The organism is Staphylococcus sp. GDY8P57P (assembly GCF_017892585.1).
In the GTDB taxonomy this organism is placed as follows: domain Bacteria; phylum Bacillota; class Bacilli; order Staphylococcales; family Staphylococcaceae; genus Staphylococcus; species Staphylococcus borealis.
In genome coordinates this window covers 1-717 of record NZ_JAESLK010000070.1, presented here as the reverse complement: position 1 = coordinate 717, position 717 = coordinate 1, and the positions used below count along the sequence as shown (strand labels likewise).

Genomic DNA, 717 nt, shown 5'->3' with positions numbered 1-717 from the left:
ATACGCATTTTCAACGCATAATAAAACGTGCATATGTTGATTATAACTACCGTCATTTTTATTAACTGTTACTTCAGTTGAGCGTAAAAATCCTACCAAATTCTTTTTAACTTTTGTATACATCTTTAATTTATTAAAAGCCTTAGACATGTGTTTTAAACTTTGTTCTAAATGGTCACCGTCTATTGCATTTTTAGTCGATAAAGTAAGAAATAACCAACGAGCAGTTGGCTTTTCTTTAACCACTTCTTCAATCACTTTTTGAGCTTGATAACTATTTTTCATAGCACGCCTCCAATTACAAACTGGACACAATTTTGATTTACAAAACCATGTCTTATGTAACTTCAAATAACCTTCATCAGTAGGCTTGAACTCTAAGACGTTACCACATTGTTTTACGTTAAAAGCCTTTTTAATTTTTAAGATTTCTAGTATATCTGCATAACTTACATTATCTATCTTCTTTTCTCTCCATGGGCGTTGTTTCCCACTTTTCGTCATATCTTTTAATGTTTTATTATCTTGATTTTCGTCTATACATTTAGTAGTATTATATTGCATATAAAAAGACCTCCAGTATTGATTTAAGCGTCGTAACTTAATCATATTACTGGAGCTTTTTTATGTCAATTTTTTCTTTCACGCACAAAAATACATAAAAATACTGTCATATCAACGATAAAACGACTTTTAATATCTTTGAGTTATTTCTAT

At 29.4% G+C, this 717-nt stretch carries 1 protein-coding gene; it reads right to left on the bottom strand.

Annotation, left to right across the window (positions count from 1 at the left end):
* The coding region (locus KA878_RS13500; RefSeq protein WP_210142193.1) for a protein rep at window positions 1–564 on the bottom strand (564 nt) is incomplete at its 3' end.
* Window positions 565–717 lie beyond the last annotated feature (153 nt).